Here is a 25,759-nt window from a genome sequence, read left to right as displayed (position 1 = left end):
CGTGGAGGGTTTTAGCAGGTCATCAAATCTGTGGTATGATGCTTCGCCGAACCTTTCCTGCTCCGGGTGCAAACCTTCACGTCCCGGAGCCATTAGCCCAGAGGAGGTGAACCACATGAAGGCCTATGAACTGCTGTACTTTGTCGACCCCACGTGCAACGAGGAGACCCGCGCCGCTGTTATGAAGCGCATCGAGGTCGCTCTTGGCGAGACGGGCAAGGTCGACAGCGTCGAGGACTGGGGCAAGCGCAAGCTCGCCTTTGAGATCGACGACCTCACCGAGGGTGACTACACCCTCATCAACTTCCACGCAGATCCCACCGTTATCGCCGAGCTCGACCGAGTTCTGCGCATCAACGACGCCGTCAAGCGCCACATGGTCGTGCGCCGCGTCGACAAGGACTAGGCATGGAAGCGCGGGCCACGCGGCCCGCAGGTGAGAGGGAGTGAGAACATGAGCATCAACAGGGTCAACATCTCTGGCAACCTCACGCGCGACCCCGAGCTGCGCGTGACCGGCAGCGGCACCCAGATTCTCTCGTTTGGCGTTGCCGTGAACGACCGTCGCCGCAACCCGCAGACCAACGAGTGGGAGGACGTTCCCAACTTCGTGGACTGCGTCGTCTTTGGCGCCCGCGCCGAACCGCTCTCCCGCTTCCTCTCCAAGGGCTCGAAGGTTGCCGTTGAGGGCAAGCTTCGCTACAGCTCCTGGGAGACGAAGGACGGCCAGCGCCGCAGCAAGCTCGAGGTCGTGGTCGACGAGGTTGACTTCCTGTCCTCGAGGGGACAGCAGGGAGGCGCCCCCGCGGGCGGCCCCTATGCCAACCCGACCTATGCCACCCCGGCTGCCGCAGCTCCGATGCCGGTTGCCGCGGCACCCGCCCCGCAGCAGGCCTACGCCCCCGCCGTCCAGGCCCCGCCGTCGGCAGACGTCTACGACGAGGACATCCCGTTCTAACCATCCGGCGGAACGGGCCCCGCGCCCGGTCCGCAACAGAAAGGCAAAGAAGACATGGCTCAGCAGAAGCAGGATTTTCAGCGCCAGCCGCGTCGCAAGTACTGCCAGTTCTGCAAGGAGGAGACCGAGTACATCGACTACAAGGATGTGCAGCTCCTCCGCAAGTACATGACCGACCGCGGCAAGATCAAGCCGCGTCGCGTCACTGGCGCCTGCACGCAGCACCAGCACGACATCGCGCTTGCCATCAAGCGCGCTCGTGAGATGGCGCTTCTCCCCTACACCGTCCCCGTGGTCTCCAGCCGCGGCGGCCGCAACCGCGGCTAGGCGTCACTTCGTTGTTAGTAGAGCGCAGCCAAGATGAGTGACTGTCCCACAAACGGCCTCCCTCCCTCACCGCAGGGATTTGGCGAGAAGGGCGGTGCGGCGCGCAACAGCCGCGGCATCGTCCCCGCAGGCCCCGCTCCGGCGGGCCGCCCGGGACTCTCGCTCCCGGCCGGGCTGTTCCTCTGCGCGCTGGGCGGTGTCGTGGCGTCCTCGACGTTCTCGTTCATCGGCCCGGTGCTCGTGGGGTACGGCTACGTCTCCGCCGCCACTAAGGGCGGGGTCAGGGGCAGGCTCGCGGGCGCTGCCGCGGCTATTGTCGCCGCGGTTGCCCTGAGCCTCTCTCACGGCATCTCATCTGTGGTTGCGGCCGTGGTGTCCTCTCTTGTTGCCGTGGCGGTTGCCGAGGCGCTCCTCAGGGGCAGGCTTACCCCTGGCGCTGGCTGCATCGTCGTCGCCCTCGCGGCGGGATGCACCATCGCGGCGGACGCGCTTCTCGCCGCCTCGCAGGGCACGTCGCTCGCGGCGAGCGTTGACCAGCTCGTCACGCTCGTCTCGGAGGAGCTCTCCGAGACCTCCGTTGCCGTGAGCGCCCTCATGCAGCAGGTCCGGGCCGTCGTGAGCCTGCTCTGGCCCACGGCGTACCTGGTGAGCGCGTTTGGCTCGTACCTGTTTGCCACCATCGGCGCAGGCATGGCCGCGGAGAGGACAACCGAGAAGGACCTCGTCGTGCCCAAGCTCGCCTCCTACGACCTGCCCATTTGGGTCGTGGCGGCACTTGTGGCCTCGGCGGCGGGCGTTGCCTTTGGACTCACGTTTGAGGGCACGGCCGCCAAGGCGTCCCTCATGGTCTCGGCCAACCTGGCCATGGGCCTGAGGTTTGCCTTTGCGGCGCAGGGCTTTGCCGTGCTCGTCTGGTCGCTCGACCAGCGCGGCACGAGCGTCCTCACCAAGTTTCTTCTCGGCGCACTTGCGCTCTATCTCGAAGTACAGTTCGTCGTAATGAGCTTCGTGGGCCTTGCAGACGTCTGGGCCAACTTCCGCCACCTCACACGGGGCGAGGTTGCCGGCGAGCAGGGCAGCGCGAGGCAAGACTAGGGTCGGCTCAGGCCGACCGACCGAAGGAGTGTCACATGAAGGTCATCCTTTTGGGTGAGCTCCGGGGCAAGGGCGGAGAGGGCGACATCGTCGACGTCGCCCAGGGCTACGCGGAGAACTACCTGTTCCCCAACAAGATCGCCCAGCCCGCCACCCCGGGCAACATCAAGCAGCTCGAGGAGCGTCGCCACAACATCGAGAAGCGTGAGGCTCAGCGCATCGCCGCCGCCGAGGCCACCAAGGCCGCTCTCGACGGCAAGTCGGTGACCGTCGACGCCAAGATTGGCGAGGAGGGCCAGCTCTTTGGCTCCGTCACCCCCGCCCAGATCGCCGACGCCATCAAGGCGCAGCTCGACGTCGAGGTCGACCGCAAGCGCGTCGGCCGCGGCAACAACATCAAGACCTCCGGCAAGCACGCCGTTGAGGTCAACCTCTATCGTGAGATCACCGCCGTGGTCAACGTCCTCGTAGGCGTGACCGAGGAGGAGACCGTCGAGGAGGAGGCCGAGGTCGTCGAGGTTGAGGCTGAGACCGAGACCGAGACCGAGACTGTTGAGGCCGAGTAGCACTTTTCAACGCACTTCTTGCTGAGCTGCGGGTTTCTACAAGAACCGCAGGTCAGAAAAGTGTAAGTTTGGACCCCGGGAGCCCAGGTGGCGCCCGGGGTCCCTTTGTGGCTCAGATTCTTGATACCAGCTTCTACCTGCGGTTTTGTTGTTCGGTACACCCTTTTATATAGAAATCCCAAGTCAATCTGGGGGTTTGCCAGCACCGGTCTAAACTGACAGAAAATGTTGAAAACTCAGGTTTTTCCAGCGCAAACATTTTGTTGAAAACGTCGAAAAGCGAGAAAACCGCCGTTCAGACGCCCGCCGCCTGTCAAATGCTGACACTGGCGTCAGAGCTGAGTGTCACGGAGCGCCAGGGCGTCACGGAGTAGAATGGACGGACCGACCGAGAGGAGCCACCGTGGCGCAGAGGGAATACGACGTCAACCCCACCAAGATGACCATTGCCGAGGGCGCGGCCATGCCGCAGGACACCGAGGCCGAGGCGTCGGTACTTTCCGCCATGATGGTCTCCCCGGACGCGCTGCAGGAGTGTCTCATCGACCTCGAGCCGGATGACTTCTACCTGCCCTCCAACCGCACGGTCTTTCTCGCCATCCGCGAGATGTTCGATAAGAACCTGCCCATCGACACCATCTCGCTGGCCGACTACCTGCGCAGCACGGGCGAGCTCGAGCGCGTGGGCGGCCGCAGCTTCCTGCTGGGCCTGGGGACCAACTCCCTGGCGCTCGTGGGCTGGCGCCGCCACGTGGAGATGCTGCACCGCGACACCACGCTGCGCAAGATGATCAACGCGTCCGCGCAGATCACCGCCCTCGCCTTTGACGCCCCCGAGGACACCAAGGAGGTCGTGGACCGCGCGGAGCGCCTGCTCCTCGACGTTACCAACCGAGACGTCAAGTCCGGCGAGCAGTCCCTCGAGGAGATCATGGCCGACCTCTACGAGGAGCTCGGCCGGAACGCCGCCAACCCCGGCGGGCAGCTCGGCGTCTCCACGGGCTTCAAGCGCATCGACGAGACGCTGCTCGGCCTGCGCCCCGGCCAGATGGTCGTCATCGGCGCCCGCCCGGGCGTGGGCAAGACGTCGTTTGCCCTGAACCTCGCCACCAACGCGGCCTTTGCCGGCGCCTCCGTCGCGCTCTTCTCGCTCGAGATGTCCAAGGTGGAGATCGCGCAGCGCCTCCTTGCCGCCGAGGCGCGCGTGGGCCTGCAGGAGATCCGATCGGCACGCATTCGCAAGGAGCAGTGGCCCCAGATCCTCGAGGCCACCAACAGCCTCTCGCAGCTCGATATCATGATTGACGACACGCCGGGCACCACGGTCACGGAGATTCGCGCCAAGGCGCGCCGCATCCTGCACGGTAAGAAGCTCGGTGTCGTGATCATCGACTACCTGCAGCTCATCTCGCCGCCTGCCGGCCAGCGCCGTGCGGACAGCCGCGCCACGGAGGTCTCCGAGATGAGCCGCGGCATCAAGATCATGGCAAAGGACCTCGAGGTGCCCGTGGTGGCGCTCTCCCAGCTCAACCGTACCGTCGAGAACCGCAACGGCAAGCGACCGCAGCTCTCTGACCTGCGCGAGTCCGGCTCCATCGAGCAGGACGCGGACATCGTCGCCCTGCTTGACCGCTCGATGAACGAGGACGAGGCCGCCCGCGAGGACCGCCCCGCCATGAACGAGACCACGTTCATCATCGCCAAGAACCGCTCGGGCGCGCTGGCGGACATCCCGCTCACGTTCCTTCCCGGCTCCACCAAGTTCGTAGAGATCGACAGCTTCCACGACTAGGGCTGTGAAAAGGGGACTGTTAAAAGGGGACGTGTTTTTTCGCTCAGAGACTTTGGGACAGGCCTGTTGATGCAGGCCTGTCCCAAAGTCTCTGAGCGAAAAAACACGTCCCCTTTTAACAGTCCCGAAGGCGCTCGTGCTTCTCGGTTATTGCCGTATAATGAGCCCTGTATGTGAAACGCGACGAAAGGGCGCACATGTCGGCATCAGTGCTCGTGGGAACTCAGTGGGGCGACGAGGGCAAGGGTAAGGTCACCGACCTCATCTCCGGCGACTTTGACGTGGTCTGCCGCTATGCGGGCGGCGCCAACGCCGGTCACACCGTCATCGCCAACGGCAAGAAGCTGGCCCTTCACCAGGTTCCCTCCGGCGTCATGTACGAGGGCACCTACCCCGTGATCGGCAACGGCTGCATCGTCGACCCGGAGATCCTTCTCCAGGAGATCGACATGCTCGCCGAGCAGGGCATCTCCGCCGAGCGCCTCAAGATCTCCGGCAACGCGCACATCGTCATGCCCTATCACAAGGACCTCGACGGTGCGCACGAGAAGAAGCTCGGCAAGAACCTCATCGGCACCACCAAGCGCGGCGTCGGCCCCTGCTACATGGACAAGATGAACCGCACGGGCCTGCGCATCCAGGACATGCTCGACGAGAAGATCTTCCGCGAGAAGCTCGAGAGCGCGCTCGCCTACACCAACCCCATCCTGGAGAAGGTCTACGAGCTGCCCACCTACACCGTGGAGCAGATCTGCGAGACCTACCTCCCCTACGCCGAGCGCATCCGCCCCTACATCGTGGAGAGCAGCCTCTTCCTCAACGAGGAGCTCGAGGCCGGCAAGAACATCCTTTTTGAGGGCGCGCAGGCCACGATGCTCGACATCGACCACGGCACCTACCCCTTTGTCACCAGCTCCAGCTGCACCGCCGGCGGCGCCGTCACCGGCTCGGGCGTGGGCCCCACCAACATCGACCGCGTTCTCGGCGTGGCCAAGGCCTACCTCACCCGCGTTGGCTCCGGCCCCTTCCCCACGGAGCTCTTTGACGAGATCGGCGAGAAGCTCGGCGAGGTTGGTCACGAGTACGGCGTGACCACCGGCCGCAAGCGCCGCTGCGGCTGGTACGACGCCGTCGTGGTCAACTACGCCGCGCGCGTGAACGGCCTCACGGACCTCGCCATCACCAAGCTCGACGTCCTCGGCTGCCTTGACGAGATCAAGGTCTGCGTGGCCTACGAGTGTGACGGCGTGGAGTACCACACCGTGCCCGAGCACCAGAGCGTCTTCTATCACGCCAAGCCCGTCTACGAGACCCTGCCCGGCTGGAAGTGCGACATCTCCGGCGTCCGCAACTTCTACCAGCTCCCGCGCGAGGCTAAGGACTATATCGACTTCCTCGAGCAGCTTGCGGGCGTGCGCGTCTCCATCATCACGGTGGGCCCGGACCGAGAGCAGACCATCGACCGCTACTGGCACTAGGCCGTCGTGAGGCTGGCCCGTGGCCGAGAAGGACTTTGCGATCGTCTGTGACAGCAGCTGCGACCTGCCCGTCTCGTTCTTCGAGAAGGCCAAGGTCGAGTGCGTGACGCTTTCTGCCGGCGCGGGCGGCGAGCAGGGCCTCGTGTCCGAGTTTGCCGCCCTGTACCGCAGCCTTGCGGCGCGCGGGTACGCGCGCGTGGCGTCCGTGCACTCCGCCGCGTGCTTCTCGCCGGCGCTTGAGGCTGCGCGCACCGCGGCTGCGAGCTGCGAGGACGCCGTCGTGGAGGTCATCGACTCGGGCTCCGGCTCGTGCGCCACGGGCATGCTCATCGATCGCATTGCGCGGCACCGCTACTTTGACCTGCCCTTTGAGGACTCCGTGGAGGCCACGCGCTCTCTTGCGGCGCACGTGCGGCTGCTCGTTGTGCCCACGGCCTCGGCGCGCCTGGGCAAGCGCCGCTCGCAGCGCTCCAAGCTTGCCGTCCTGGCACGAGCCACGGCGTCGCTCAGGGTGCGCATCTCCGGCGAGCGCGGGCTCTACCTGCTCTCTCGCGGAGAGATCACGCAGCTCGCCCGCGCGACGGAGCTCATCGAGCTCACGAGCCGCCTCGCACACGCCATGAGCGCGGTATCCGCCGGCGAGGGCCCGGTCGTCTATGCCCTCACCGAGACCGGCGACGCTCGCGCCCTGCGCGCCGCAGAGAAGCCCCTCAACACCAACGAGTTTGAGTCGCGCTGCCTGGGCACGGTGCGTGCCTCGGCGTACGTTGAGTCGCTCATCGGCTCCGGTGCCGTGGCCGTGGCCTTTGCCCCCGCCGCTTCCTATGATTCAAAAGCGGACAGTCCCCTTTTGAATCATTCCGCTCCCAAAAACGAAGGAGAGATCTCATGAGCAACACCAAGGTCGACATCCTGCTGCTTGGCTCCGGTGGTCGTGAGCACGCACTTCTCGTCAAGCTGGCCGAGTCCCCGCGCGCGGGCAAGCTCTACGTGGCTCCCGGCAACGGCGGCATGGACGCCATGGCCACCCCCGTTGACCTGGACGCGGAGTCCCCGGTGGCCGTGGCGGACTGGGCGCGCGAGCACGGCATCGGCCTCGTGGTGATTGGCCCGGAGGCCCCGCTCGTGGCCGGCGTGGCGGACGCGGTGCGCTCCGCGGGAATCCCCTGCTTTGGCCCCAACGGCAAGCCCGCCCAGATGGAGGGCTCCAAGAAGTTTGCCAAGCAGGTCATGAGTCGCGCGGGCGTGCCCACGGCGGCCTACCGCACCTTCACGGACGAGGAGAGCTGCGAGGCGCACGTGCGCCAGGTCGGCGCGCCCATCGTGATCAAGGCCGACGGCCTGGCCGCGGGCAAGGGCGTCATCGTGGCCAAGACGCTCGACGAGGCCCTGGAGGGCGTACACGAGTGCTTCTCCGGCGCGTTTGGCGAGGCCGGCTCCACCGTCGTGGTGGAGGAGACGCTCGACGGCCCCGAGTGCTCGCTGCTGGCGCTCACGGACGGCAAGACCGTGGTGCCGCTCGCCACGGCGCAGGACCACAAGCGCGCGCTCGACGGCGACAAGGGCCCCAACACGGGCGGCATGGGCGTGTACTCGCCGGTGCCCGAGCACTTGGTCTCCGCCGAGGAGCTGGCCGCGATGGTGGACATCGAGCGGCGCGTGGTGGCCGAGCTCGCCTCCGAGGGCATCACGTACTCCGGCTGCCTCTACGGCGGCTTCATGCTCACGTCCGAGGGCCCCAAGGTCCTCGAGTTCAACGCCCGCTTTGGCGACCCTGAGACGCAGGTCGTGCTCCCGCGCATGAAGGCGGACCTCGTGGACGTGTTCCTTGCCTGCGACAACGGGACGCTCACGCAGGATATGGTCTCCTGGGAGAACGACTGGGCGGTCTCGGTGGTTCTCACCTCCGCCGGCTATCCCGGAAGCTACGAGAAGGGCAAGGTCATCACCGGCATCGAGCGCGCCGAGGAGTTGCCCGGCGTGACCGTCTACCACGCGGGTACGGCGCTCGCGGACGGCCAGCTGGTTACGGCCGGCGGCCGCGTGCTCGACGTCACGGCCGTGGCGCCCACCTTCGAGGAGGCCCGCAAGCAGGCCTACGCCGCCTGCGAGCTCATCGACTTCGAGGGCAAGACCTACCGCACCGACATCGGCGCCCGCGCCATCCTGACAAAGGTGACAGGGTAAACTGTCATAAAACCGTCCGCGCGCCGCCCGTACTCACGCTAGGGGCGACAATCGGACGGTTTTGGCGAGAAGAACGTCCGCGCGCCGCCCGCATCCAATCTGCGGGCGGCGCGCGTGACACTCAGCTCTGACGCCAGTGTCATGTGTCATGTTGTTAGTTGGTGCCGGACCCGAGGAGTTTGGTGGCAAAGAGGCCGCGCTTCCACCAGGGGAGGGCGGCAATCGCCTGCTGGCGCTCGGCGATGCCGGCAACGCGGTCGGCCAGGCGAGAAGAGCGCTCGTTTGCGGCGGCAAGCTGGTCGCGCAGCTCAGCCAGCTCGCGCTCGCGCGACGCGCGCATCTCCGCAATCTCTGCCACAAGGCGGTCGTTTTGCTCCTTCAGGTCCGCGATCCGGCCGTTGAGCGCCGCGATGAGGGAATCCTGGGCCTCGGGCGCCGGGCTCTCATCCTGCGTCTGGCGCGGAAGGACGTTCTTGCCCAGGGCATCCGCGAGGGCCGATACCGCAAAGTCGTCGAGCACGTCGGTCTTGCCCACGCGCGTCACGTGTTCCGGCGCCAGGCCGAGCTTGTCGATGTAGTTGACCACGGTCTGCTTGGCCACGCCCAGCTGGTCGGCAACCTCACGCTTTGTGATACCCATCTACGTCCCTTCCATCTGCCCCTCGCAGGAGCCGTGTTTGTCGACCATCGATTATACGGATAGTCGATGCGCTGTTCGGTCGACATCGACCACTTTCCGCAAGAAGTCGTCACAATTGCTGGATACGTTGGCGTTGTCGACAATGGTCAGCCCGCTAAGGCAAACAAACAGATAGTCAACCACGATGCACAGAAGCCGCCAAACCCCCAACCCTAAAGTTGAGGTACAGTAGAGAGGCTGACAAACAGCGTCAACCACAACGGCACAGGAGGACGGATGTCCGAACCCGATACGAGCTTTGAGACCAGAGACGCCGCGGGCGACGCCCACGAGGCCGCCGTCGACGACATGCGCGAGACGGTCGAGGCCTTCACCTACGATGGTGACCGCTCTCGCCTTGACCACTTCTCCGGCGCACCCGAGGAACGCGACCTCGTTCTGGGAGACGACGACCCGCGAGACGCCGCCCTTGCCGAGCGCCCCGTGACCGAGGACGTTGCCTGGACGGGCAAGATATTCAACGTTGACCGACTACGTGTTCAGTTGCCTGATGGCAGGCTTGCCATTCGTGACGTGGTGCGCCATCCCGGTGCCGTGGCCATTGTCGCGCTGACCGAAGATGGTCGCATATGCCTTGTTCGACAATATCGAACAGCGCTTGGTCGAGTCACCGTGGAGATTCCCGCCGGCAAGCTCACACCGGGCGAGGACCCGCTGGAGTGCGCGAACCGCGAGCTCCTGGAAGAGACGGGCATGTCTGCCGAGAAGTGCGCGTTTCTCACCACTATCGCCACCTCCGACGGCTTTACCGACGAGCTCATCCACGTCTACATGGCAACGGGCCTCACGTTCACGCGCTCGGACCCGGATGCGGACGAGTTCATCAACGTGGACCTCGTGCCGCTCGAGGAGCTGGTGGACGCCGTGCTCGACGGCCGCATCGAGGACGCAAAGACCGTGGTGGGTGCCCTCATCTGTGATGCGATCATGCACCGGCTGACCCCGGAGGATCCCGAGGAGTAGCCCCGCGGCAAAACGCTGCAGAATCTCGCCGAGTGTGCGCAAAGCGCGGCTTGGGCGCTGAGGAATCCCGCCGAGTGCGAACCGGCGGGTTCTTCTCGCTTAGGAATTTGGCCGAATGTCACGCGTTAGCCAGATTATGCTGCGGTTATTCGTCGTGTGATCGATGCTGGTCGATGCCCGCGTGCCACTCGACGCAATTCCTCAGCGCCCCAACTGCCAACTCCACGCACTCGGCGCAAAAACGCAGCACACACCGGCGAACATTGCCACAGAGCGCCTATGAGGAGCACTAAAAGGATGGTTTAGGCAAACCGCCATCTTGTGCGGGAATCAAGGTGCTTTTAGCTCCTCCCCCCACCATGTGGCAACATATCGTATTCAGGAACATTCAAGATAGGCCGATTCTGTAGCGCTGTGGTGAGGTACATGAGCTTTGATTTTCGCAGGTCACGCGACAACGGTAACTCCGGACGCGTGAAGGGGCACAGCCGTGTGCAAAGGGGCGTCTCTCTTGCCCTCGCGGCGGTTCTGACCTTTGAATCTCTGTTTAACAGCGGCGTTTCTCTCGCATTTGCAGATCCGCTGGACGGGGAGGCCACAACGGGCATCTCCTCGACCCAGGTGCTCCAGTCAGAGGATGACACCATCCTTACCAGCGAAAATGTCACCGGGACCCCCAGTCTCACCGCAGTTGAGACCTGGGACTGGACCGGTCGCACGGACAACCTCACGCTGAGCTCGGCTGGGCTCACGCTGGACGCCGACGACCTCGCCGCCGCTGTGGCAGAGGCGCAGGATGCCGAGAAGGACCTCTCCGCGGGCGCCCTGCGCGCCCTTCTCCCCGAGGCTCTTCTCGGTACGCTTGACCTGGAGCTTTCCCTTGACCCCGCAGCCTCCGACGCCAGTGCCGACGGCCACACCGTCGTGCTGCCCGGGGACACCCTCACGGTGAGCCTTCCCGAGGGCCTCACCCTCTCCGACGCCGCGCTCGACGTGTATCATTCCGACGCCGAGGGCAGCCCCACCGCGATTAAGGTCGCCGAGGCCGCGCCTGCCCAAGATGGCACGGCCCTGACGCTGACCTTCGTGGAGCCCGCAGACGCAGAGACCGGCGCCGCCTACTATGTGGGTACCCCCGCGGAGGGCACCGTCCCGGCCGCCCAGACGGAGGGAAAGCAGCAGCTCAAGACGCTCGACGCCAACCTCTCCCTGGAGGTGAGCGTCTCCACGGCGCTTCTTTCCGACGAGGCGTCCGAGCTCACGTGGACCCTCCAGACCAGCTCCGCGGACGGAGCCGTCAAGCAGGACGCCACGCTCGCGCTCCCCGGCCTGAGCGAGCTTGCCGCACAGCTTGGCGCGGAGGCGCAGGGCGCCGAGAAGGACGCAGAGTCACCCGCCCCCGCCGAGGACGAGCCCGCGCCCGCGCCGCAGGCAGAGCTGACCTGCGCGCCCGTGGGGGACAGCACCACCAAGGCGACCCTCACCATGAGCTGGTTTGATAACAACAACAGCGGCAAGGTCCGCCCGACCACGGAGGACGTGGAGAAGACCCTCTCCCTCTCGTTCACGCTCGACGACAGCGGCGATCCCCTCCCCCTGACCGCGGAGAACGCCGAGAAGTACTTTGGCATGACCCCGGAAGACCTCGCCGGCCTCTTCTCCGTCAAGGCAACCGGCGTCGGAGCCTATACCGCCACCGCCTCCAACCTCTATTCCCAGATCAAGGACAGCAACGGAGACACTCACAGCGTCACGTGGACCCTCACCAGCTCCGTCGAGCCCGAGGGCTACTACCGCGCGGACGCCGATGACGGCGGCCTGAACTTCCAGCTGCTGGGAACCTCCACCTATAAGATCGTGGCCAAGGTGGGCGAGGAGACCCTCGACCCCGCAGCCGCGCCCGCTGCCGACCTTGTGGTCATCGACGGCAGCGGCAAAGCGGTGAGCCTGGACAGCGTGAACAACCACCCCGGCTGGAAGGGCGCCTGGGACGCCGAGTCTGGCACCTACACGCTTACCGCCCCCGTCTTTGGTACGGATAACCTTCCCATCGAGTACGGCCTAACGGACTCGCCGGAGACGCCGTTGCCCACGCCGGACGACGGCTACGCCTTCACCTACGACAATGCCGCCTCCACCAACCACGGCTCCAACACCGAGGCCGTCTACGACGGCGGCACCGTCACGATCCTGCGCGTGGGCAAAGCCACGTTCAACGCCACCAAGCAGTGGCTCGACGCCAGCAACAAGCAGGGCCTTCGCCCCAGCGGCGGAGACACGATCACCTTCACGCTCTGGCGCTACGCGAGCAACGGCGACACCGCGGCCAACGCCGCTCAGGTCACGGACGCCAACGGCAACTTTGTGACGCTCACTGCCAAGGTTGATGACGTCACGAAGGACAACGCCATCGACCTCGGCGCCCTTCTCGCCGATCAGTACCCCGAGCTCACGCTGGAGAAGTACGACAACGACGGCTACGCCTACTACTACGGCATCCGCGAGGAGAGCATCTTTGCCGGCTACGAGACCGTCTACGGCAGCGTCTCCGCGGACGGCGAGGTCACGGACACCGCGCCCAACTACACCAACAAGGATGGAAAGCTCGTTTCCAAGGACGGTTGGGAGCGCGACACCAACGTCGATCGTCTGATTTACAACAACGGCAGCATCGGCAACCGCCTGAGCGGTCAGAAGACGGTCGAGGGCGAGAAGGAATGGCATGTTGCCGCCTTTGCCGACCAGCTCAACGGCGTGAGCTGCACCTTCACGCTGCAGTCCCGCGTGAAGGGCGACGAGAACGCCGAATGGACGAACACCACCGTCACCAAGACCCTGACGGACTTCACCGCCGAGACCCTCACCAAGGACTTCTCCGGCACCTACGACCTCTACGACCTCAACGGCAACGAGCTCGAGTACCGCTGGATCGAGACGGGCGTCGAGCAGAAGTACAGCAACATCTCGCACGGCGGCACTGGCTTCACGCAGCCCGAGGAAGGCGAGGGCGGCCATCTCTTCTCGACCTTCACCCTGTTCCTGCGCGTGCTCGACGAGGGCGGCAGCGACCTCGGGGACGCAGACGAGTACGAGCAGGTCGAGTTCACCTCCGAGACCTGGGTCGACGAGAACGGCGTCTCCCGCGCGCGCAACACCTTCGACGACACCGTGGACGAGACGGTCTCCAAGCGCTGGGCGGCGCCAAACGAGGACGGCGAGCTCGTCGACCTCGATCCCGGCGACGTGCCTGCGCACAACCTCACCATCTCCATCTATGATGGTGACGTCAAGGTCTCCGAGGCCGTGATGGACGGCACGGTGGACGCCGACACCACTCCCGTCACGCTCGTGGACGGCATCGACGAGGACATCAAGGCGGACTTCGAACAGGCCAACCCCACCTACCAGGAGACCACGCCCGACCACCTTGAGATCAACAACCTCCCGCGCTACAAGAGTGACGGCTCCCGTTACAACTACCGCATCGTGGAGGGCACAAAGCTGACCGAGTGGAACGCCCAGACCTACTACGACCCCGATACGCACAAGACCAGCATCGTCAACATGCCGGCCGATGGCGCGGGCGCAAACGTTGCCCTCGAGAAGGACTGGGTCGACGGCGGAGACTCCTCCCACCGCCTTGCCGTCGAGGTCGAGTTCTATGCCAAAGAGGCCATCTCCAAAGACGGGAAGACCGTCTACGAGAAGGGCGACATCCTGCCCATCCTCATTCTCGGGGAGGACGGTAACCTCAAGAAGGTTGATTCGGTGACCATCACCGAGGACGACACGTGGTTCAGGACGGCCATGATCATGGGCGTCACCGACGCCGACCTGAGCAAGGTTGGCGTCAGGGAGACCTACCTCGTCTCCTCCGGGGCCGACGGCGTCGATCCCGCCAGCTACGAGGTCCTCACCTACGACGAGGCGCGCAAGAAGTACGAGGACAGCGAGCAGGTCCCGTCCTGGGTCAACACTGGCTGGGGCTACGAGGAGAGCGGCTTCAACAACGCCCATCTCGAGCGCGTCTCCACCGGCGAGCACGTCTACGAGGTGAGCTACAAGAGCGCGACTGCCGAGGAGAGCCCCTACGAGCTCCCCACGTTCTACGTCAGCAACCGTCGCATCGGCCTGGTAAACATCTCGATCGAGAAGACCTGGAAGGACGGCGCCACCAAGGCCGACGACCGCCCGGACGCCGTCTACCGCATTTCCTGCGACGACCCCAAGGCAGTCTTCGCCGTGGACGACGAGGGCCGGGCCACCGTCAAGCTCAACAACGGCAACACCCTCCCGCTCTTCGAGGAGGACCCGGACCTCTCCGGCGAGGCCCCCAAGCGCCTGACCGGCTCGGTCGAGACGGACGAGAACGGCCGCACCACCCTTCTGGTCAGCGTGCCCAAGGGCACCGACGACGAGAACACCGTCGCCACGGGCATCTGCGGCCTGCCCAAGTACGACGGCAACGGCACGGTGGTGAGCTACTCCGTCACCGAGGAGTGGGCGGACGACGATCACGCCGGCTACGCGAGCTCGCTCTCCGAGCCCACCTACACCACGGGTGTGTGGCACTTCAAGGACACCTGCACCTACACCGCGACGAACTCCCTCGTGGGCTCGCGCGACGTGGTCTTCTTCAAGGAGTGGAACGACGCCTACATCAGGGAGGGCGCGGGCCAGCGCCCGGACATCAACCTCACCCTCTATCGCGTGAGCGCGGCCGAGGGCTCCACGCCCCAGAAGGTGACCGGCTACATCAGCTGGCGTTGGGAGGCCCTGAAGGACGACAACGGCGACGTCTCGCAGTACCAGTGGAAGGCGACGGCGCCCAACCTCGCCACGTATGACGCCAACGGCTACGCCTACACCTACTACGCCGTGGAGAACATCCCCGATGCCGCCGCGCGCCTGGACTACCAGGACGTGACGTTTAAGGAGGATGACCTGCTGAATGACTGGGAGGCCCCTGAGGGCGTGAAGCTCTCCGACACCGCCCTCTGGAACCTCGCTGACACCGAGAAGCCCGAGGCGGTTGATACCGCCACCGGTGACGAGGCGGGCTCCTCCTACGCGTTGCGCGAGGGCTACACCTTTGTGAACAGCCTCAAGAACACCCTGCGCGTGGGTGGTAGCAAGATCTGGCAGAACGTCCCCGGCGACGTTGGCCAGGCCGCGCTGCCCCAGATCCTGGTTCTTCTCCAGCGGCGCTATGTGGGCGATCAGGATTGGCCCGAGGCACACATCGAGAAGGACGGGGACAAGTGGGTTCCGGCCGAGGGCCCCGGCGTTGTTGCCTGGACCAGTACGCTCGAGGGCTCCGAGGCCACCTACAGCTTTACGATCGTCAAAGAGGGCGACAACAACGACGTTGAGCCCGGCGCCGAGGGCGCGCTGCCGCGCTACGACGCCTCCGGCCGTCGCTACGAGTACCGTGCGGTTGAGGTGATCACCGGCCTTATCGGCACGCCGGCGCTGCCGCTGTCTGACGAAGACGTTGAGAAGATTGACTTTGCCTCCGAGGAGGGCCTCACCACGGCAGATGACGTCTACGCGGCCCAGCACGGCGAGGCTGGCTCGTTTGTCCTGCGTAACACCTACGCGCCCGCGAAGGGCAACCTCACGGTGAAGAAGATCGTGGAGGGCCAGCGCGAGGAGGACGACAAGTTCCCCAACGTGACCTTCTCGCTCTATCGCTTTGACCCGAAGGAGGGCGAGGACAGCGCCGAGAAGGTCGACGAGGCTACCATTACGTCGTTTGAGTCGGATGACAGCGACAAGACCGGCACCGCCACGCACACCTTTGAGGACCTCGAGATTTACACCCCGCTTGGCGAATACTGGCACTACTACGTGGTCGAGAAGGCCGTGAACGGCTACACCACCACGGTGGGGATGGGCGATCTTAAGGCTGACGCCGTCATCGAGGCGGGCTCTCAGTCGCCTGAGGCGATGGAGGACGGCGCCACGCTCGTGAAGGCGGACGACGAGGTCGACTTCTCCTTCAAGAACACCTACGCCGAGGACAATGACCTCACGCTCACCGGCACAAAGTACTGGAACGACCTGGGCAACGCCTTCAAAACCAGGCCTGATAGCCTTGATATCACGCTCACGCGCCACAGCACCAAGCAGACCGCCGAGGAGCCGGTGAAGCTCCAGAGCACCAACGCCAGCGGTGAGGCCTATCTCCAGTGGTCCAACACCGACGCCGACACTTGGACCTATACCATCTCCAACCTCGAGCAGTGGGCTCCCGACGGAACCGCTTGGACCTACACCGTGACCGAGAAGCTCGCGGACAACAACCAGGCGTACCGCATCACCACCGGCTCGGTTGAGGCACGGGGTTCAGACCCCGATGGGGAAGGCAGCTACTCGGGCGCGTTTGGCAAGCTCGAGAACCGCCTTGCCGGCACGGCCTCGGTGAAGAAGAGCTGGGAGGGCGACGGTAACGACGAGTGGGGCCTGCGTCCCACGTCCGTGACCGTTGAGCTCCAGGCGCGCACGTCGAATGACGGCACGAGCTGGGGCGAGTGGGGCAACGCGAGCGAAGTGCTGACGCGCGTCGCTGGCACGAACGGCGGCATTACCGCCACCCAGACCCTTACGGGTCCAAACTGGAGCCACACGTGGAACGTGCTGCCCAACCAGCTGAAGGACGGAACGCTGGTCCAGTACCGCGTCGTAGAGACGAAGGTTGGCGGCAAGGACGTCGCCAACCCGACCGGCGACGATCTCGATATCACCTACCCCCTCACCAATTCCTACACCGGTGAGGGCACAACCGCGCTCTCCTCGACTCGGAACACAGACAACAACTCCACCACCTCGACCAGCCAGACCACCATCACCAACACCCTCGATGCCACCAGCCTGACCATCAAGAAGGCCTGGGACGATGACGGCAACAAGTGGGGCCTGCGCGACAAGGTCTCCGGTGAGACCGACTGGTCTACCACCTTCTATCTCCAGCGCTCGACGGACGGCGGCGGCACGTGGGAGTACGTCACCAAGGCGGATGGTACCCGCGTGAAGTCCGTAACCGTCACGGGCGCGGCGGGTACGAACGAGGGCATCAAGACCTTTGGCAACCTGCCAGCTTTTGACGAGAACGGCAAGCCGTACCGCTACCGCGCCGTCGAGGTCGTGCCGGGCGGATACAGCCTTGATGGCGCGATTGTGGACGGCCTAGACAAGGGACACGCCGCGGTGACTGGTGACAGCTCCGCCAGCAACGGCTCCGGTGATGCCGACCAGACCTTCACCAACACACTCCAGACCATTACCCTGAGCGGCAAGAAGGAGTGGAACACCTTTGGGGCAACCGGCCTCGTCCCGGGAGATGCCAACAATGACGGCACCCCGGACAAGACTCCGACCCTCGCCCTCGAGCGAACCACGGCCGAGAACCCCGCCGCGGAGGACGCGACGTGGGAGAACGTGACCAAGATCGCCGGCCAGCCCGCATGGACGTGGGGCAAGGACAGCTGGAAGTGGACCTACGACGGCTCCGCTAAGGCCAGCGACCTGCCCAAGTACGACGGCGACGGCAAGGCCTACACCTACCGCGTGTCCGAGGCCGCCGGCTCCGTGCCCGGCTTCTACCCCACGTACGAGGGCGGCGGCACGACCACGGGCCCCGCGACAGCGGACCCCGACACCGGCAACCAGGCCGCTTCTACCATCACCAACGTCGCCACGCGCTTCTCGCTCAACAAGGTGAGCGACTCCAACAATGGCGAGAACGTCGACGACGTCGAGCTCTCCGTCATGAGCGCGGACAAGGCGACGGTCTATGCCGTGTGGAATCGTGACCCCAAGGGCATGGAGACGAGCTTCGTCTGGCCGGACGGCGTGCCCGCGACCGACGTCTGGGCCGGCGGCATCACTTCCGGCTCTGCCGACACCTCTGGCTCCGTTGAGATGACAGGAGCCAGCGCCGGCGACATCATCGGCCTCAAGGCTGGCTCCTACAAGGTCGTCGAGACCGGCGACCTGCCCCAGGACTACGCCCGCGCCGCAGACGTTTCCCTGACCATCGCTGCGGACGGCTCCATCAACGGGGTCACGTCGAGCGCCGGCACCGTGGCGGAAATCAAGGTCACCGACGAGGTCTTCCGTGGTTACTTCCAGTTCACGAAGCAGCTCACCAGCGGCGACGGCCTCGAGGGCGTGACGTTTGACCTGTACCGCGCGGGCACGGGTGTAGACGGCGCGGACGAGCTCATGGCCGAGGGCCTGACCACGGGCGCCGACGGCACGTTTGCCTCCAAGAGCAGCGACGTTGCCTTCGAGGACGGCGCCTCCCTGGGCACCGCCGATGACAGCCGCGGCAAGCTCTCCGACGGCCTCCAGCCTGGCAGCTACTACCTGCTGGAGCGCTCGACCACCGCCGACGCCGCCCTGCCCTCCGGGGAGGGGGCGGTCTTCCCGTTCACGCTCGATCAGGAGACCGACCACGAGGCCGTGGTCACGGTCAAGGACAACGCCGAGGACAACCCCGGCGACGTCCTTCTCAACACGCCCTTCCAGGCCACGGTTTCGCTGACGAAGAGCGACGCCACGGATGGCGCCCCAATCGATGATGCCGTCTTTGAGCTCCAGTGCCTCGACGGCTCCACGTGGGTGAGCGTCGCCGGGGGGCTCGAGACGGGCAACGCCTACACGCTGACGCTTGATGCCGAGAACGGCTATCAGGCGACCGGTGCCGACAGCGCGACGCCCGCCAATGCCGGCGAGCTCCGACTCACCCTCAACCTGAAGGGCACGTATCGTCTCGTGGAGACGGCCAACCAGGGCTACGAGGTGCCGAAGGACGCCGCGGCGCTCGCCGTGACCTTCGAGCTCAAGGACGTCGATCACGGCACCGTGGTGACGCTCGATCTTGAGAACGAGCGCCTGACGGGCAAGGCCACGCTGACCAAGACCGACGACGAGGGCGACGAGCTCGAGGGCGCGACCTTCTCGCTCCAGACGAAGGGCGCGGACGGCGAGTGGGCCGACGTCGAGGGCAAGACTGGCCTCACCACGGACGGCAACGGACAGATCGCCGTTGACGGTCTTGCGTGGGGCACGTATCGCTTTGACGAGACCACGCCCACCGAAGGCTACGTCGGTCACGTGGGCGACAAGCCCGTGACGAGCGCTGAGTTCACGATCGATCGTGACACGGTGTCCACGGAGCAGGCTGTGGCCGCGCAGAACGCGCCCACAAAGCTCAAGATTAAGAAGGTCGCGCAGGACGGCACGGTTCTTGAGAGCCTGGCCACCTTCACCATCCGCGGCAGGCTCGCGGGCGGGGAGACCTCCGTTGACGTGACCACCGTAAACGGCGTGGCGACGCTCGATGACGCGCTGCTCGTTGCCGGCGAGACCTACACGCTCACCGAGAAGACGGCTCCTGCGGGCTACGAGCTCGCAGGGTCCGTCACCTTCACGGTGGACAAGAACGGTGACGTGGTGAGCCTCGGGACCACCACGGATGGCTCCGGCTCCTACGCCGTGGGCAAGGACGGTGGCATCAACCTCATCACCGCGGTCGACACCAAGATTGACGTCACGTTCCAGAAGGATGGTGACGCAACGCTCGACGGCGTAACGAACCCTTACGCGCGTGCCGAGTTCACCATCACACCCGCCGAGGGCGATGCCTTTGCCGACGGCAAGAGCGATTCCCTCACCAAGAAGACCGATGCCAACGGATCCTTCGGGCTTACTGGGCTTCTCGTTGCGGGCAGCACTTATACAGTTACGGAGTCCAAGGCTCCCGCGGGCTACGAGCTGATTGACGGCAACCTGGTCTTTGAGGTCAACGCCGACGGCTCGCTCAAGGTGACCAACCAGCCGACCGGCTACGACGTGAGCGCGGAGGACGGCCTCGTGACCATCAAGGCCACAGACCCCTCCATCAAGGTGACGCTCGCCAAGGTTGACGAGGACGGTAAGGCACTTTCGGGTGCCAAGTTCACCGTGGCCCCCAAGGCGGGTACGAACACGACCTTTGCGAACGGCTCCACCGATTCCATTCAGGTGACCGTTGACGAGAGCACGGGCAAGGTGTCGCTCGACGACGCACTGCTCGTTGCGGGCGGCACCTACACGCTCACTGAGACTGTTGCCCCGAACGGCCACGAGGTTGCCGGGTGGGTCGACTTCACCGTTGGCACCGACGGTACCGTGACGCTCGTCGATCCCGACGAGACGACGGCCGGCGTAGCCGAGGGTACCGACGGTACCGGCAAGTACGTTGCCGCCGAGGATGCAAACGGCACGGTCACCATCACGGCGACCGACCTCCAGACAGAGGTCACCTTCCTCAAGGTGAGCACCAAGGGCGGGACCGCCCTTCCGGGCGCCGAGTTCACGCTCACGCCCGAGCAGGGCAAGGGCTTTGCCTCCACGTCCGTCGACCTTAACGGCGACGGCCAGAACGACATTCAGAACGGCGTGCTCCACGTTGTGAGCGACGGCCAGGGGCAGGTGGTCCTTGTTGGCCTCCTGAACGTGGACACGGACTACACGCTCACCGAGACCGTTGCCCCGGCGGGCTACGAGCTCAACACCACCGTGTTTGAGTTCACGGTCAACGCGGACGGCACCATCACGGCCGCGCTCGACCAGGAGGGCTACAGCTTCGATGGCACGGACGTCATCACCGTCACGGCCACCGACGCCCCGATCGAGGTCACGCTCAACAAGGCCGACCTTGCCGAGAACGCCCTCAACGGCGCGGTCTTCTCGCTCTCCGGCACGTTTGCCAACGAGAACGGCACGCCGGGCAGCTCCGCCACGCGCGAGCTTACGCTCGAGGACAACACCATCACCATCGACGGGCTTATCGCCACGCGCGAGGGCGCTGAGTACGTCTACAAGCTGACCGAGACCACGGCGCCCAAGGGCTACGAGCTCCTTGGCGAGTTCCGGTTCACGGTTGACGAGCACGGCGCCATCCACGCCGTCTCCGACGAGCGCGCCGAGGGTGCCGCGGGCTATGACGTCTCCGACGACGGCCTCACCATCACGGCGCACGACCAGGACATCCAGATCAACCTGTCCAAGCAGGACACTGAGGGCAACGCGCTCTCCGGCGCCGCCTTCGAGCTCGTCCCTGCCGAGGGCAGCCACTTTGCGGACGGCTCCACCAGCGTCGTTTCCGCAACGCCCGGCAGGCCCGTGACCGGTCTGGTTGCCGGCCAGACCTACGTGCTCACCGAGACCGACGCGCCGGCCGGCTACGAGGCCATCTCCGGTAGCTTCACGTTCACGGTGAACGCCGACGGCACCATCGCCGCCGCCTCCGCCGAGAACGACCCGGCCTTTGCCGTTGCCGACGACGGCATCACCATCGTTGCCACGGACGCCGCGATCGAGGTTGGCCTGATCAAGCTCTCCACGGACGGAACGCAGCTCGAGGGCGCGTCCTTCTCGCTCGCCGCTGCCGACGACCCGGACACCGAGCTTGCCACCATCACCTCCACGGCCGAGGGCACCGTGGCCGTCCCGGACCTCGTTGCCGGCAAGACCTACGTCCTCACCGAGGTCGAGGCCCCGCTTGGCTACGAGCTTGCCGAGGGCAGCTTCACCTTCACGGTGGGCGCTGACGGCACCATCTCCGTGCCCGAGGACGCCGAGAACGGCGCTGCCTACAGCCACGCCAACCGCGGCGTGGTGACGGTCACCGTGACCGATGAGCCCGTCGAGGTCCAGATCGAGAAGCTGGGCGAGAACAGCGCGCCGCTCACCGGCGCCACGTTCAGTCTGGCTCCGGCCGAGGGCTCCACGTTCGCGAACGGCGGCACCGAGGCGCTGACCCTCTCCACCACGGACGGCCTCACGAGCGTCGTTTCCGCTCAGCTGGTGGCCGGCCAGACCTACGTGCTCACCGAGACCGCGGCCCCCGCGGGCTACGAGCTCATCGCCGGCAGCTTCACCTTCACGGTGAACGCCGACGGCACGCTGGCCCCCGCGGCCGAGGGCAACGCCCCAGCGTACGCGCTGGGCGTGGACGCCGGCGTGATCACCATCACCGCCACGGACGAGCCCGTCTCCATCGAGCTCTCCAAGACCGACCTCTCCGGCAACGCGCTCGAGGACGCCGAGTTCACGCTCACCGGCATCTTTGCCAACGCCGACGGCACGCCCGCGGCCGAGGCCGAGACCCGGACCGTCCCCGTTGACGGCACCACCTCCGTGAGCGGGCTTATCGCCAGCGTCGAGGGCGGCACCGTCTACGAGTACCAGCTCGTGGAGACCGTTGCCCCGGCCGGCTTTGAGCTCATCGACGGCACGCTCGCCTTCACGGTGGACGCGCAGGGTAACCTGGTGGTCGATCCCGCCACGGTTCCCGCTGGCTACGTGGCCGAGTCCGGCACGGTGACCGTCACCGCGCAGGACACGCCCGTGGAGATCGTGGTTGCCAAGCAGAGCGAGTCCGGCGAGGCCCTTGAGGGCGCCGAGTTCACGCTCTCCGGCACCTTTGCCGACGGCACCGCCGAGAAGGACGTCACGCCCGGCACGCCCGTGACCGGCCTCATCGCTGGCGAGAAGTACGTGCTCACCGAGACCGTCGCGCCCGAGGGTTACGAGCTGCTCAACGCCCCCGTGACGCTGCTCGTCTTTGAGGACGGGTCGCTGGCCCTGGCCGAGAACACCCCGGCCGACCTTCGCGACGCCGTGAGCGTGGACAACGGCGACGGTACCGCCATCGTGGTGGTGCGCGACACGCCCGAGCCCACGATTCCCGACACAGGCGACGAGCCCGATCCTGGCGACGAGCCCGAGCCCGATAAGCCTACGGTGCCCGACACCGGCGACCACACCATGACGGCGCTGCCCGCCATCCTGGGTGCCGGCGGAGCGGCCCTCATTGGGATCGGCCTGCTCGCACGCAGGAAGCGCAAGCAGTAGCGTCGGCGGCTGGTCCGACGGCTTCTGGGCCGGCACCCCATCCGGGTGCCGGCCCTCTTTCTTGCCACGCGACCCCGTTCTTACCCTCGTTCAGGTGTAACAACACGGCCAAGAACCCCCTCGCGTCGCCCCGCGACCCCGTTCTTACCCTCCAACGGGGATAACAACGGCCAGCTCCGCTCCGCCATCAGGCCCATGGTGGCGATGACGCACTTTGATATAGAGCTGATAAAGAGAACTCGCCGTCACGTAAGAAAGAAGAGCCTCAAAACCCCAGCTCAGCGCCCCGCGGCAGTCCGTCCGGGCACGCCGTGCCCCAAGCGATGATCGTGAGTGATATAGAGAACGCCGTCGGCCCGCGTTCGAGTCCCGCTCCTGAGACAAGACCCAAATCTTGTGCATAACCTCGTGGGTGTAGTTACAATAGGCTCGACGGCCGCCTACGTTGGGGAACCTAGGCAGTGCCGCTACTTGCGATGTGGGCCGCTCGCGCTTGCGCGCTAGCGGCCCTCGCTTTCACCGGATGACCTACGCGCCCTCCTCGCCATTGGGTGCACTTTCTGCAGTTAATCGGCAAAAACGCCCCAGCAACCGCAGAATCCGCACCCAACAAGGTCGCATCCACGACCTGCCCGCGTTGTTACCCACCAATGGGCGTAACAACTCGATTGAGAGGCCCCTCGAACCGATATCCAACCGTGTTGTTACTCCCGTTCGAGCGTAACAACACGGCCAGCAAGCCTTCCGAGCCGCCGCGCGACCCCGTTCTTACTCTCCAACGGGGATAACAACGGCCGGCCCCGCTCCACCGTCAGATCCGCGACGGCGCCAATGATGCGCTCTGATATACAGGTGATATAGAGATGATAAAGAAAAATCAACGCCAAGCAAGACAGAAGAGCATCAAACCCCCAGCTCAGCGCCCTGTGGCAGCCCGTCCGGCCGCGCCGTGCCCCAAGCGTTGATCATGAGTGATATAGAGAACGCCGCCGCCGGCCCGCCCGCGCGACCCGCGCCCGCCCTCAGCTCCACGCCGGCACGTACCTCCGGTACCGCGTTCCCGCGTCGGGATCCTCGTCCTTGATAAGCCCCTGCTCGCAGCACTCCCGTATCAGGCGCGACACCGCAAGTCGGCTCCTCTGAGAGCCGTCCAGGCCAAACCGCTCCCTAATGCTCTGGTTGTTGATGGCCGAACGACGTGCGTACGCCAAGCACGCATGCCAGTACACGGCCTCCATGCGCTGCCGCTTGGTCATTCTGTCAAACCCGCCGCCGCAAAAAAGCGTGACGGTTGTCCCCTCGCCCTCAACTGAGCGAATCTCCGGCGAGAGGAGGTGCGCCTCCTCGCATGCCTCGATGGTCAGGTCCCAGCCCGTGCCCTCCTCCTCGCACAGGTCCATGAGCCGCAGCATGTCCACAAGGCGTCCGTTGCGCGTCTTTGGGAGCGCGTTGAGAATGCGGTCCTCGGGAACAAGCAGCGTACCGGGGTTGGTGAACTCGAGCCTGTCGGCAAAGATGTGAACCTCTGGGTACTGCATCGTGTTTGCCAGGTCCTGATGGATGACGGTGTTGGAGAGGAGCTCGCGCACCGCGGCCTGCGGAAACGCCGTGCGTACGCGACGAAACATCCCGTCAAGCTCCTCGCGCGCCGGCGTGACGGACATGATGTGCGCCTCGGCCTTCGGGAGGGAGAGCACGTATCCCTCGTCAAAGAACCGATCCTCGATGATGCTCGTGCGCGAGGTGCCTTCAAATCTCACAACGCGGAGCTGGCGTCTCCTGAGCGCAGGATAGTCCGTGAGCCGCCGCGCAATGAGAAGCGCCCCCAGATTGGTAATCGTGTAGCGACCGTTGTCTTGCCTCATCACAAGCTCTTGGGCAACAAGGTCCTTGCAGATTTCCTCAAAGTCGGAGGGGGTGCGTCGCGCAAGGGCGGAATAGAAGGCGTCAACGGCAAGAAGGCCGCCGAGGTCTTCAGCGGACACGTCCTGCTTGGCGGCGAGGCTCTCAAAATCCCTCGTTTGAAGCCTCTGCCACAAGACAACCTCCCGCTCAGAGGCGCTTTCGAGCCGCGTTGTGCTTGACCCCTCCCTAATGTACGCAACCCCATCGTAGGTGACGGGCTGCCTGACGGCTGCCCAAACGGTGAGGATGACAAAGCGCCTGCCCGAGTGATGCGTCTCGCTAAACTCATAGGTTGCGTTAGGGGAGAGGACGCGCTTGAGCCAAATGGGAAGAAGCTGGTTTCCTTTTACCTTTTGGCTGAGAGGCCTGAAGGAGGTGCCAACAAGCTCGCGAGACTGGTCATCGATGCCCCAGATCTTGTAGGCGCAGCTCCTTCCGCTGTAAGCCGCGGAGTTGGCAAGAGCCGAGATGTCCCGAGCAACGGCGGTCGCGTCCGAGTTGTCGGTCTTAAACTCGAGCCACTCCGTTTCTTCCGGAAGCTGGGCAAGAGAAAGCAGGAGCTCGACCATTGCCTCGTCGCTCATAGGCACCTCCGTTCACGAGATTGATATACAGATGATATAGAGATGATAAAGAGAAATCAACGCCCCACAAGAAAGAAGAGCCTCAAACCCCCAGCTCAGCGCCCTGCGGCAGCCCGCCCGGGCGCGCCATGCCCCAAACGATGATTATGAGTGATATAGAGAACGCCGCCGACCCGCCCTCGCTGCCCCAGCTGAACTCTGTGAATCCCGATGCCTCCCACCGGCTTTGTGTACACCGTCTCGGGCTTTGTGTACACTCCCCGCCGCGTTGTGTACACAGTTGCAACCCTGATTACCT

The 25,759-nt window shown here is 65.1% G+C and carries 13 protein-coding genes; 11 read left to right on the top strand and 2 right to left on the bottom strand.

Going from position 1 to position 25,759, the window contains the following annotated elements; translation table 11 throughout:
• Positions 1 to 115: 115 nt before the first annotated feature.
• The 9 genes from rpsF (at position 116) to purD (ending at position 8,403) form a co-directional block, all read left to right on the top strand.
• Positions 116 to 406: a 30S ribosomal protein S6 gene (gene rpsF / locus QUW25_RS03765; protein ID WP_289510896.1), complete on the top strand. Its 291-nt coding sequence runs from the start codon at positions 116 to 118 to the stop codon at positions 404 to 406.
• Positions 407 to 454: 48 nt separating this feature from the next.
• On the top strand, positions 455 to 958 hold the full coding sequence (locus tag QUW25_RS03760; protein ID WP_289510895.1) for a single-stranded DNA-binding protein: 504 nt from the start codon (positions 455 to 457) through the stop codon (positions 956 to 958).
• A gap of 54 nt (positions 959 to 1,012) precedes the next feature.
• Positions 1,013 to 1,285 carry a 30S ribosomal protein S18 gene (rpsR, locus tag QUW25_RS03755; protein ID WP_072373695.1) on the top strand — a complete coding sequence of 91 codons (273 nt, stop codon included), beginning with the start codon at positions 1,013 to 1,015 and terminating at the stop codon, positions 1,283 to 1,285.
• A gap of 33 nt (positions 1,286 to 1,318) precedes the next feature.
• Complete coding sequence (locus QUW25_RS03750) at positions 1,319 to 2,380, top strand: DUF2232 domain-containing protein (protein WP_289510894.1); 1,062 nt, start codon at positions 1,319 to 1,321, stop codon at positions 2,378 to 2,380.
• A 35-nt stretch (positions 2,381 to 2,415) separates the two neighbouring features.
• On the top strand, positions 2,416 to 2,946 hold the full coding sequence (gene rplI / locus QUW25_RS03745; protein ID WP_289510893.1) for a 50S ribosomal protein L9: 531 nt from the start codon (positions 2,416 to 2,418) through the stop codon (positions 2,944 to 2,946).
• Between the two features lie 439 nt (positions 2,947 to 3,385).
• A complete protein-coding gene (gene dnaB, locus QUW25_RS03740) occupies positions 3,386 to 4,738 on the top strand; it encodes a replicative DNA helicase (RefSeq protein ID WP_354003622.1) in 1,353 nt (450 codons plus the stop codon).
• A gap of 197 nt (positions 4,739 to 4,935) precedes the next feature.
• Positions 4,936 to 6,216 carry an adenylosuccinate synthase gene (locus QUW25_RS03735; RefSeq protein ID WP_289510891.1) on the top strand — a complete coding sequence of 427 codons (1,281 nt, stop codon included), beginning with the start codon at positions 4,936 to 4,938 and terminating at the stop codon, positions 6,214 to 6,216.
• Between the two features lie 19 nt (positions 6,217 to 6,235).
• Complete coding sequence (locus QUW25_RS03730) at positions 6,236 to 7,108, top strand: DegV family protein (RefSeq protein WP_289510890.1); 873 nt, start codon at positions 6,236 to 6,238, stop codon at positions 7,106 to 7,108.
• Positions 7,105 to 8,403 carry a phosphoribosylamine--glycine ligase gene (gene purD / locus QUW25_RS03725; protein ID WP_289510889.1) on the top strand — a complete coding sequence of 433 codons (1,299 nt, stop codon included), beginning with the start codon at positions 7,105 to 7,107 and terminating at the stop codon, positions 8,401 to 8,403. Before QUW25_RS03730 ends, purD begins: the two co-directional genes overlap by 4 nt.
• A 154-nt stretch (positions 8,404 to 8,557) precedes the next feature.
• Here purD and QUW25_RS03720 read toward each other — a convergent pair whose 3' ends face one another.
• Positions 8,558 to 9,043: a hypothetical protein gene (locus tag QUW25_RS03720; protein ID WP_289510888.1), complete on the bottom strand. Its 486-nt coding sequence runs from the start codon at positions 9,041 to 9,043 to the stop codon at positions 8,558 to 8,560.
• A gap of 276 nt (positions 9,044 to 9,319) precedes the next feature.
• Here QUW25_RS03720 and QUW25_RS03715 point away from each other — a divergent pair, with 276 nt between their 5' ends.
• Both QUW25_RS03715 and QUW25_RS03710 read left to right on the top strand, forming a co-directional pair.
• Positions 9,320 to 10,066, top strand: coding sequence for an NUDIX domain-containing protein (locus QUW25_RS03715; protein ID WP_289510887.1), 747 nt, complete (start codon positions 9,320 to 9,322; stop codon positions 10,064 to 10,066).
• Between the two features lie 492 nt (positions 10,067 to 10,558).
• The gene (locus QUW25_RS03710) at positions 10,559 to 22,972 is read left to right on the top strand and encodes a SpaA isopeptide-forming pilin-related protein (protein ID WP_289510886.1); all 12,414 of its coding nucleotides are present in this window, start codon (positions 10,559 to 10,561) and stop codon (positions 22,970 to 22,972) included.
• Positions 22,973 to 23,994: 1,022 nt separating this feature from the next.
• Here the strand turns inward: QUW25_RS03710 and QUW25_RS03705 are convergent.
• On the bottom strand, positions 23,995 to 25,461 hold the full coding sequence (locus QUW25_RS03705) for an ATP-binding protein (protein ID WP_289510885.1): 1,467 nt from the start codon (positions 25,459 to 25,461) through the stop codon (positions 23,995 to 23,997).
• Positions 25,462 to 25,759: the final 298 nt, after the last annotated feature.

The organism is Thermophilibacter provencensis (assembly GCF_030372065.1).
Classification (GTDB): Bacteria; Actinomycetota; Coriobacteriia; order Coriobacteriales; family Atopobiaceae; genus Thermophilibacter; species Thermophilibacter provencensis_A.
This window is presented reverse-complemented; position numbering and strand designations above follow the sequence as displayed.

Bases quoted from the DNA above. Each gene is read 5' to 3' on its own strand.
- rpsF (WP_289510896.1), top strand. From the start codon at position 116: ATGAAGGCCTATGAACTGCTGTACTTTGTCGACCCCACGTGCAACGAG.
- QUW25_RS03760 (WP_289510895.1), top strand. From the start codon at position 455: ATGAGCATCAACAGGGTCAACATCTCTGGCAACCTCACGCGCGACCCC.
- rpsR (WP_072373695.1), top strand. From the start codon at position 1,013: ATGGCTCAGCAGAAGCAGGATTTTCAGCGCCAGCCGCGTCGCAAGTAC.
- QUW25_RS03750 (WP_289510894.1), top strand. From the start codon at position 1,319: ATGAGTGACTGTCCCACAAACGGCCTCCCTCCCTCACCGCAGGGATTT.
- rplI (WP_289510893.1), top strand. From the start codon at position 2,416: ATGAAGGTCATCCTTTTGGGTGAGCTCCGGGGCAAGGGCGGAGAGGGC.
- dnaB (WP_354003622.1), top strand. From the start codon at position 3,386: ATGACCATTGCCGAGGGCGCGGCCATGCCGCAGGACACCGAGGCCGAG.
- QUW25_RS03735 (WP_289510891.1), top strand. From the start codon at position 4,936: ATGTCGGCATCAGTGCTCGTGGGAACTCAGTGGGGCGACGAGGGCAAG.
- purD (WP_289510889.1), top strand. From the start codon at position 7,105: ATGAGCAACACCAAGGTCGACATCCTGCTGCTTGGCTCCGGTGGTCGT.
- QUW25_RS03720 (WP_289510888.1), bottom strand. From the start codon at position 9,043: ATGGGTATCACAAAGCGTGAGGTTGCCGACCAGCTGGGCGTGGCCAAG.
- QUW25_RS03715 (WP_289510887.1), top strand. From the start codon at position 9,320: ATGTCCGAACCCGATACGAGCTTTGAGACCAGAGACGCCGCGGGCGAC.
- QUW25_RS03705 (WP_289510885.1), bottom strand. From the start codon at position 25,461: ATGAGCGACGAGGCAATGGTCGAGCTCCTGCTTTCTCTTGCCCAGCTT.